Origin of the sequence: Bradyrhizobium sp., assembly GCF_028868675.1 — a bacterium.
GTDB lineage: Bacteria > Pseudomonadota > Alphaproteobacteria > Rhizobiales > Xanthobacteraceae > Bradyrhizobium.
The window spans coordinates 1-7916 of sequence record NZ_JAGWUA010000214.1; the positions used below are offsets into that span (position 1 = coordinate 1).

9 protein-coding genes are annotated in these 7916 nt (G+C 65.7%); 6 read left to right on the top strand and 3 right to left on the bottom strand.

Going from position 1 to position 7916, the window contains the following annotated elements; genetic code table 11:
* Positions 1-246, top strand: a 246-nt coding sequence (locus tag KGM94_RS21340; protein ID WP_300263821.1) for a PfkB family carbohydrate kinase, incomplete at its 5' end; no start/stop codon positions are given.
* Between the two features lie 177 nt (positions 247-423).
* Here the strand turns inward: KGM94_RS21340 and KGM94_RS21345 are convergent.
* Positions 424-1644: an FAD-dependent oxidoreductase gene (locus KGM94_RS21345; RefSeq protein WP_300263823.1), complete on the bottom strand. Its 1221-nt coding sequence runs from the start codon at positions 1642-1644 to the stop codon at positions 424-426.
* A 253-nt stretch (positions 1645-1897) separates the two neighbouring features.
* Between KGM94_RS21345 and KGM94_RS21350 the strand changes: the two genes are divergently transcribed.
* Both KGM94_RS21350 and KGM94_RS21355 read left to right on the top strand, forming a co-directional pair.
* Positions 1898-2695 (top strand): enoyl-CoA hydratase/isomerase family protein, encoded by a 798-nt coding sequence (locus KGM94_RS21350; protein WP_300263825.1) that lies wholly within the window; start codon positions 1898-1900, stop codon positions 2693-2695.
* Positions 2692-2931 carry a histidine phosphatase family protein gene (locus KGM94_RS21355; RefSeq protein ID WP_300263827.1) on the top strand — a complete coding sequence of 80 codons (240 nt, stop codon included), beginning with the start codon at positions 2692-2694 and terminating at the stop codon, positions 2929-2931. The genes KGM94_RS21350 and KGM94_RS21355 overlap by 4 nt, the downstream gene beginning before the upstream one ends.
* 153 nt (positions 2932-3084) lie before the next feature.
* On the opposite strand, the gene KGM94_RS21360 is transcribed toward KGM94_RS21355, so the two are convergent.
* Positions 3085-4791 carry an IlvD/Edd family dehydratase gene (locus tag KGM94_RS21360; protein ID WP_300263829.1) on the bottom strand — a complete coding sequence of 569 codons (1707 nt, stop codon included), beginning with the start codon at positions 4789-4791 and terminating at the stop codon, positions 3085-3087.
* A 159-nt stretch (positions 4792-4950) separates the two neighbouring features.
* Between KGM94_RS21360 and KGM94_RS21365 the strand changes: the two genes are divergently transcribed.
* Positions 4951-5310, top strand: coding sequence for a hypothetical protein (locus KGM94_RS21365; RefSeq protein WP_300263831.1), 360 nt, complete (start codon positions 4951-4953; stop codon positions 5308-5310).
* Positions 5311-5402: 92 nt separating this feature from the next.
* Entirely contained in the window at positions 5403-5888 is a 486-nt protein-coding gene (locus KGM94_RS21370; RefSeq protein WP_300263832.1) for a lipocalin-like domain-containing protein, read from the top strand.
* A gap of 7 nt (positions 5889-5895) precedes the next feature.
* Here the strand turns inward: KGM94_RS21370 and KGM94_RS21375 are convergent, their stop codons facing one another.
* Positions 5896-6720, bottom strand: a complete 825-nt coding sequence (locus tag KGM94_RS21375; protein ID WP_300263833.1) for an NAD(P)-dependent oxidoreductase — start codon at positions 6718-6720, stop codon at positions 5896-5898.
* Positions 6721-6813: 93 nt separating this feature from the next.
* Between KGM94_RS21375 and KGM94_RS21380 the strand changes: the two genes are divergently transcribed.
* A complete protein-coding gene (locus KGM94_RS21380; RefSeq protein WP_300263835.1) occupies positions 6814-7794 on the top strand; it encodes an SMP-30/gluconolactonase/LRE family protein in 981 nt (326 codons plus the stop codon).
* Positions 7795-7916: the final 122 nt, after the last annotated feature.

Consider the following 7916-nt stretch of genomic DNA (forward strand, 5'->3'; position numbering starts at 1 on the left):
GGCAAGCGCGGCGTCCTCGCGCTTACCGGCAACGAGGAGCTGATCGTCCCCGGCCGAACCGTGCAGGCGGTCGACACGACTGGCGCCGGCGACTGCTTCGTCGGCGCACTGGCGGCACAACGGGCCGACGGCGCGTCCTTGCGCGACGCGCTCACTTTCGCCAACGCGGCCGCCTCGATCTCCGTGCAACGGATGGGTGCCGGCCCGTCGATGCCGACGGCAGAGGACGTCGCGGCGGTCTTGTAGGCGCGCTTCCCTTACCTCTCCCCGCGTTTCCGTAAGCGCGCCGGCTTCATGGTTCGAGACGCGCCGCAAGCGGCGCTCCTCACCATGAGGGTCTGGAGTTTCGCCGCGGAACGAGACCTCATCCCGAGGAGCCCGCCAAAGGCGGGCGTCTCGAAGGATGGGCCGCGAAGGGACAGATCACGCCAGCGCGCTCTTGAGGTCGAAGCTTTCGTCCGCCGCCTTGTCCGCCGCGATCGAGCGGTCCATGGCGAGCAGCCGCCGCCCGAACATGTGGTCGCCGGCGCGGTTGATCGATTCGATGCCGACGAGCTTGCCGGCCTTGTAGCAGAAGGCGGAGAACGCCTTTTGCGCCGCATCGCCGCGCAGCACGACCTGGTCGTAGCCCGTCGTCAGGCCTGCAATCTGCAGCTTGTCGTCGCCCTGGTCGCTCCAGAACCAGGGTTGGCCGTCATAGACCTTCCTGTCGCCGGTGAGCCGCGCCGCGACGCAGCGCGCCTGATCGGTCGCGTTCTGCACCGACTCCAGCCGCAGCGATCCGCCGAAGCGCGGGCTTGCGAACAGCGCACAGTCGCCGATCGCCGAGATATCAGGATCGGCCGTCAGCAGATACTCGTCGACGATGACGCCCGAAGCGACCGGCAGCCCCGCCTCCGCGGCGAGTTCGATATTGGGCAGCACGCCGACGCCGACCACGATGAGATCGGCCGCCAGATGCCGGCCGTCGCTCAGGGAGACGCCGGTGACCTTGCCGCCCTCGGCCTCGATGCTGGTCGCCTGCACGCCGAGATGAATGCGGATGCCGGCCTCGCGATGCCGCTTCTGGAAATAATCGGAGACCTCCGCCGTCACCGCGCGCGCCATCACGCGCGGTGCGAGCTCGATGACGTCGACCTCGAGCCCCTTGATCCGCGCGGTCGCGGCAAACTCCAGCCCGATGAAACCGGCGCCGATGATCACGGCCCGCTTCTTCGACGGCAACAGCGCACGCAGCGCCTCGCTCTCGTCGAGGATGCGCAGATATTTCACGTCCGCGAGATTGGCGTTGGGCAGATCGAGCAGGCGGTTGCGCGCGCCGGTCGCCAGCACCAGATGGCCGTAATCGAGCGCCTCGCCGGACGCGAGCCGCACCTTGCGTGCCGGCCGGTCGATCGAGACGACCCGGCCCGCGATCAACTCGATCTTCTGGTCCTGGTAGAATTTTTCCGGCCGGAACATGAGGCTCTCGGGCCCGGCCGAGCCCTTGATGTAGGCCTTGGACAAAGGCGGCCGCTGATACGGCAGATGCGCCTCGTCGTTGACGAGACAAACGCGGCCGGCAAAGCCCGCCTGACGCAGGGAGGTGGCGACCTGAAAGCCGCCATGGCCCGCGCCGGCAATGACCACTGGACCTTCCGTCATCGGAACAGCCCGAATTTCAGGACACAGGCGTTACCCATGTCGTCTCCTCTTTCGCTGATTTTGGCTTGTGGCCTCGTCGGTCGAGGAGCCGGCGCTCGTGTCCGTCCCCAAACCAAGGCAGCGCCATTTGACCCCATCGTCTCGCGTTGCGCAAGAGCGCCAGCGTGCAGGATTCGGCCATGATGGCGGGGATTGTCACCCCTCTGCTTCTGAGATTTAGTGCAGCATCGCGTCCTGCCGGGGATATATTTCGATGTCTGCTCCAGCCGCCTCCCAGTCCGACGATGCCGCCCTGCTGCGGATCGAAGGATCGATCGCCACGATCACGCTCAACCGTCCTGCCGCATTCAACTCCATCAACCTGGCGATTGCGCAGAGGCTCGAGCAACTCGCCGCGCAGGTCGAGGCATCCGACGCCATCCGGGTGCTGGTGATCGAGGGCGAAGGCCGCGCCTTCTGCGCTGGCGGCGACCTGCAGACCATCGGCGCCGCGGCGGAGGCGAACACGGTCACGCCGGTCGTCGGCGAACTGTTGAAGCACTATCATGCCTTCATCGAGACGGTCAGGCGGATGCCGAAGATCGTGCTGTCGAGCGTCCACGGTTCGGCCGCCGGCGCCGGCATGGGGCTCGCCTTCGTCACCGATCTCTGCATCGCGGCCGACGATGCCCGCTTCACCCCGGCCTATGCCAAGATCGGCGTGTCGCCGGACGGCGGCAGCACGGTCGGCATCGTCGGCACCGTGGGAACGCGCCGGGCGCTGCAGATCCTGCTGTCGGAAGACAGCTTCACCGCGCAGCAGGCCTACGAGTGGGGCCTGGTCGCCAAGATCGTTCCGGCGGCCGAGTTGAAGGCGGCCACGCGGCAGTTCGCGGCGCGGCTGGCGCAAAACCCGCCGGCCGCGATCGCCGGCACCAAGGCGCTGGTCTATCAGGCCGCCACCACTCCGACCAAACAACAGCTCGACGCCGAGGAGCACAAGATCATCGCGGCCATGCACACCGAGGACTTCAGGGTCGCCGTGAAGAAATTCACGAGCAAGTCGAAGTGAGCCCGCTCGCGCCGTCGCGCTCGTTCTATTGCCTGCACCATGGCGCGACCGACTGGAACCGGCAGGGACGGTTTCAGGGACGGACCGACAATGCCCTCAACGCGGACGGCATCGCGCAGGCGCATGCCGCGGCCATCAGGCTTCGTGCGCAGAGATCAGGGCTGGAGCGTGCAGGAAATCGGCTAGCGGCAAGGAGGTCGATCACAGCCGCTGCGATGATGGCACTATGCCACTGATTTGCCCGACGAGTCAACCCTCATTTCGGTAAATCCGCACGCCGGCCGGAACCGCACCGGCCACTGTGCATGGGGTTGAACCTCAGGTTTTTGTTGTCGGCCCGAGAAGGCTCCGGCCGACGCCGGCGCCTGAGCCGATTTACGGGTGCCAAGTCACCCCTTCCCGGTCCCTTGCATGAAATCGAAGTCGCAGCCCTCGTCGGCCTGCAGAATGGTTTCGTTGAACAGCCACGCGTAACCGCGCCTGGCGCCGTCGGGCGCTGCAACAGGCTTCAGCGCGGCGCGCCGCCGCTCCAGCTCGGCCGCATCGACCAGCAGATCGATGCTGCGTTTGGCGACGTCGAGTCGGATCATGTCGCCGTTCCGCACCAGTGCCAGCGGTCCGCCGACGGCGGATTCCGGCGCGATGTGCAGCACGATGGTGCCGAACGCGGTGCCGCTCATCCGCGCATCGGAAATCCGCACCATGTCCTTGGTGCCGCCGCGCGCGAGCTTCCTGGGGATCGGCAGGTAGCCCGCCTCCGGCATGCCGGGCGCGCCCTTCGGACCGGCATTGCGCAGCACCAGCACGTCGTCCGCGTTGACGTCGAGATCGGGATCGTCGACCCGCAGCGTCATGTCCTCGACGGACTCGAACACCACCGCACGCCCGGTGTGCTGCAGCAACTTCGGACTCGCCGCCGACTGCTTGATCACCGCGCCGCGCGGCGCGAGATTGCCGTGCAGCACCGCGAGCCCGCCCTCCGGCTTGATCGGATTGTCGCGCGGGCGGATGGCGTCTTGCCCCGGCACCTCCTCGGCATTCGCGACGATCTCGCGCAGCGTCTGGCCGGCGATCGTCCGCGCGTCGAGATCGATGAGGTCGCCGAGCTGCGCCATCAGCTTCGGCACGCCGCCGGCATGATGGAAGTGCTCCATGTAGTGCTCGCCGGACGGCTTGAGATCGACCAGCACGGGCACCTCGCGGCCGAGCCTGTCGAAGGCTTCCAGATCGATCCGGTGCGGCGAGCGGTGCGCCATCGCGGTCAGATGGATGAGACCGTTGGTCGAGCCGCCGATTGCCTGCAGCACCACCTGCGCGTTCCGGAATGAGGCCGGCGTCAGCAATTCACTCGGCTTCGGCCCCTTCGCCTTGGCCATCGCGGCCGCGACCTTGCCGCTGGATTCCGCGAGCCGGAAGCGCTCGGCATGCGGCGCGGGGATCGTCGCGCTCATCGGCAGCGACAGGCCCATCGCTTCGATCATGCAGGCCATGGTCGAGGCCGTGCCCATCACCATGCAGGTGCCGACGGAGGGCGCCAGCCGCCCGTTGACGGCCTCGATCTCGGCGTCGTCGATGTCGCCGGCGCGATATTTTGCCCACAGCCGCCGGCAGTCCGTGCAGGCGCCGAGCACCTCGCCCTTGTGATGGCCGACCACCATCGGCCCCACGGGAATGACCACGGTCGGCAGATCGGCGCTGATCGCGGCCATCACCTGCGCCGGCAGGGTCTTGTCGCAGCCGCCGATCACGATCACCGAATCCATCGGCTGGGCGCGGATCATCTCCTCGGTGTCCATCGCCATCAGATTGCGCAGATACATCGAGGTCGGATGCGCAAAACTCTCGGCGATCGAGATCGTCGGGAACACGAACGGCATCGCGCCCGAGAGCATGACGCCGCGCTTGGCCGCCTCGATGATCTGCGGCACGTTGCCGTGGCAGGGATTGTAGTCGCTGTAGGTGTTGGTGATGCCGACGATCGGCCGCTCCAGCGCGTCGTCGGAATAGCCCATGGCCTTGATGAAGGCCTTGCGCAGGAACAGCGAGAAGCCGGCATCGCCGTAGCTCGTCAGCCCCTTGCGCAAGCCGTTGCTCATCGTGCCGCTCCGTTCCGCCTCGCTATTGTCGTACAGGCTGCCGAACCATTGTCAATAACACAGCGCGAGATGATGATCGAGCAGACGAGGCTGAGGGTCAGCACGTGTGCCCGCTGAATTTGAATGGCCTTCCCGCAACCGACCGTCTAGGGTCCTCCCATGTCGCGCCTTGTGTCTCTCTCGATTGCCGTCTCGTTGTCCCTGCTGCCGGTCGTCGCGCCGGCGGCGCCAGTTCACAAGCGGCCGGCCCCGCGCTGGCATGGCTACGGCTTCCTGCCGGGCTATCATCAGCCGCTGAGCAACAGCCTTCCGCTCTACAAGCAAAAGGAGGCGGTGCGGCGCATGGCGCGCAGCAGCCGACGCCCCTGGTACATCGACCCGGTCCCCAGTTACTACTGGTATGACGGCGACTGGCACTATTTCGGCCGTCCCGGCTTTTACGGCGGCCGCTACAATGGCGGCAGCTTCGGTCCGTGCTGGACGCGAACACCGATCGGGCCGATCTGGAATTGCGGCTAGTATTCGGCCGCTTTGAGCCACATCAACGCCAGCCAGCGTGACCGCAATAGTTTTTCGCGATGTCCACCGTCACGGGGGAGAGCAGCGTGAGAATGGGCCTTTCACTCGTGCTGGCGATCTTTCTGGCCGGCATTTCGACGCGATCGAGTTTTGGCGAGGACGATGGCAGGATCGTCGGAACCTGGCGGCTGCTGTCCTACGTCGTGGAGGTGCAGGCGACCGGAGAGAAACTGCCGGTCATGGGAGAAAAGCCCACGGGCTATGTGACTTTCCAGCCGGGAGGACGTGTGTTTTTCGTGCTGACCGCGGAAGGCCGCAAGCCCGCCACGACAGATCGTGAGCGAGCGGAGCTCTTGAACACGCTGGTCGCCTATACCGGTACTTACAGCATCGCAGGAGACACCTGGACGACCAGCGTCGACGTTGCCTGGAATCCCGAGTGGGTCGGCACCAAACAAGTCCGCTCTTTCAAGCTCGAGGGAGACCAGCTCGACGTATTGACCCCATGGCGCACCATGCCGAATTGGTCGGACAAGGGCCCGACGCGCAGCATCGTCAGCTTCGAACGCACCAGGTAATCTCGAATCAGCGCCTGCTCCAGTCGATGACCCGGCTCTCGTTGCCGTCGTATTCGAGGCTGCAGAACGCCCCGCCCTGATAGTAGTCGCTGACCGGATCGGGCTTGAGCTTGGCTTGCTCAGCCATGGCGTGCTGCCGGAAATCTTCGGCGCGGCCGGTGGGGCGATAGCCGAGCTCGTAGGCACGGTGGTTGTCCCACCAGGCGCGCTCGTTGAACGAAGCGCCGTAGAATATCTCGAAATGGATGTCGGGATGCTCGAGCCCGATGCGGCAGAGTTGCACCAGGTCCTCGGGCTTCAGCCAGATCGACAGCCGGCGCTGGTCGACCGGCTTCTCGCCGAAATTGCCGATGCGCAGGCAGGTCACCTTCAGCCCGTGCTTGTCGGCATAGAGCGCGCCGACCGCCTCCCCGAACACCTTGCTGACGCCATAGCGGCTGTCCGGGCGCACGGTGACCTCGGTGCCGATCCGGTGATGCCTGGGATAGAAGCCGACCGCGTGGTTGGAGGAAGCGAAGATCACGCGCTTGACGCCGGCCTTACGCGCCGCCTCGAACAAATTGTAGCAGCCGATGATGTTGGCCTGGAGGATGTCGTCCCAGGGGCCCTCGACCGAGAAGCCGCCGAAATGCAGGATGCCGTCGACGCCCTCGCAGATCGCTTCGCACTGCGAAATATCCGCGAGATCGGCCGCCTTGAACGTCTCGCCCGTCCCGAGATCGACGGGCGGCTTGATGTCGCTGAGGAGCAGGTCCGGATAGATCGGCGGCAGCAGTTTGCGCAAGCTGGTGCCGATTCCTCCCGACGCCCCCGTCATCAATATTCGCGGCATGTGGTCCCTCGCATCTGGCGGTCCGGATTTGCGGCGGTCAGTATCCGATGATAGCAGACTGGGCCAGAGGGAACGCAACAACGAGAAATGCACATGACGGATGCATCGTCGCACGACCAAAGATCCTTGCAAGGCTGGCGGCCGGCGACCTCCTATCCGGATCCGGCGATCCACGCACTCGACCCGCGCTTCGAAAAATACTGGCTGAAGCTGTCTGCGGTGGAACGGCTCGCCACCGGCCTGCGCTGGGCCGAGGGACCGGTCTGGTTCGGCGACGGGCGCTATCTGCTCTGCAGCGACATTCCGAACCAGCGCATCGTCAAATGGGAGGAGGAGACCGGCGCCGTCAGCATCTTCCGCAAACCCTCCAATTTCGCCAACGGCAACACCCGCGACCGGCAGGGCCGGCTGGTCACCTGCGAGCACGGCGGACGCCGCGTGGTGCGGACCGAATATGACGGCTCGATCACGGTGCTGATCGATTCCTTCGACGGCAAGCGGCTCAATTCACCGAACGACGTGGTGGTGAAGTCCGACGGCTCGATCTGGTTCACCGATCCCGTCTTCGGCATCCTCGGCAATTACGAGGGCTACAAGTCGGAGCCCGAGATCGAGCCCAACGTCTACCGGCTCGACCCCGCGACCGGCAAGGCGACGATCGTCGCCGAGGGCGTGCTGGGGCCGAACGGGCTCGCCTTCTCTCCGGACGAAAAAATCCTCTACGTCATCGAGTCCCGCGGCGTGCCCAACCGGAAGATCCTCGCCTACGACGTCTCGCCGTCGGGCGACAAGCTCTCCAACAAGCGCGTCTTGATCGATGCCGGGCCCGGCACGCCGGACGGTTTTCGCGTCGATACCGACGGCAATCTCTGGTGTGGCTGGGGCATGGGCGATCCCGAACTCGACGGCGTCGTAGTGTTCGCGCCCGACGGCGTCATGATCGGCCGCATCGCGCTGCCCGAGCGCTGCGCCAATCTCTGCTTCGGCGGCCTCAAGCGCAACCGCCTGTTCATGGCGGCGAGCCAGTCGATCTACGCGCTCTATGTGAACACGCAGGGCGCGCCGGGGGGATAGCCTCTCACTCGTCATTGCGAGTTCCGACCGGCCCGAGGGGCCGACCCGCCTTAGATGAAAATGGGTGAGCCACTCTGACTGAGTTTAGACCGGTACCCACCCACTTTCTTCCTAGGAGCGAA

Excerpts from the sequence above, each read along its gene's own strand:
- KGM94_RS21345 (WP_300263823.1), bottom strand. The coding sequence starts at position 1,644 with ATGACGGAAGGTCCAGTGGTCATTGCCGGCGCGGGCCATGGCGGCTTT.
- KGM94_RS21350 (WP_300263825.1), top strand. The coding sequence starts at position 1,898 with ATGTCTGCTCCAGCCGCCTCCCAGTCCGACGATGCCGCCCTGCTGCGG.
- KGM94_RS21360 (WP_300263829.1), bottom strand. The coding sequence starts at position 4,791 with ATGAGCAACGGCTTGCGCAAGGGGCTGACGAGCTACGGCGATGCCGGC.
- KGM94_RS21365 (WP_300263831.1), top strand. The coding sequence starts at position 4,951 with ATGTCGCGCCTTGTGTCTCTCTCGATTGCCGTCTCGTTGTCCCTGCTG.
- KGM94_RS21370 (WP_300263832.1), top strand. The coding sequence starts at position 5,403 with ATGGGCCTTTCACTCGTGCTGGCGATCTTTCTGGCCGGCATTTCGACG.
- KGM94_RS21375 (WP_300263833.1), bottom strand. The coding sequence starts at position 6,720 with ATGCCGCGAATATTGATGACGGGGGCGTCGGGAGGAATCGGCACCAGC.
- KGM94_RS21380 (WP_300263835.1), top strand. The coding sequence starts at position 6,814 with ATGACGGATGCATCGTCGCACGACCAAAGATCCTTGCAAGGCTGGCGG.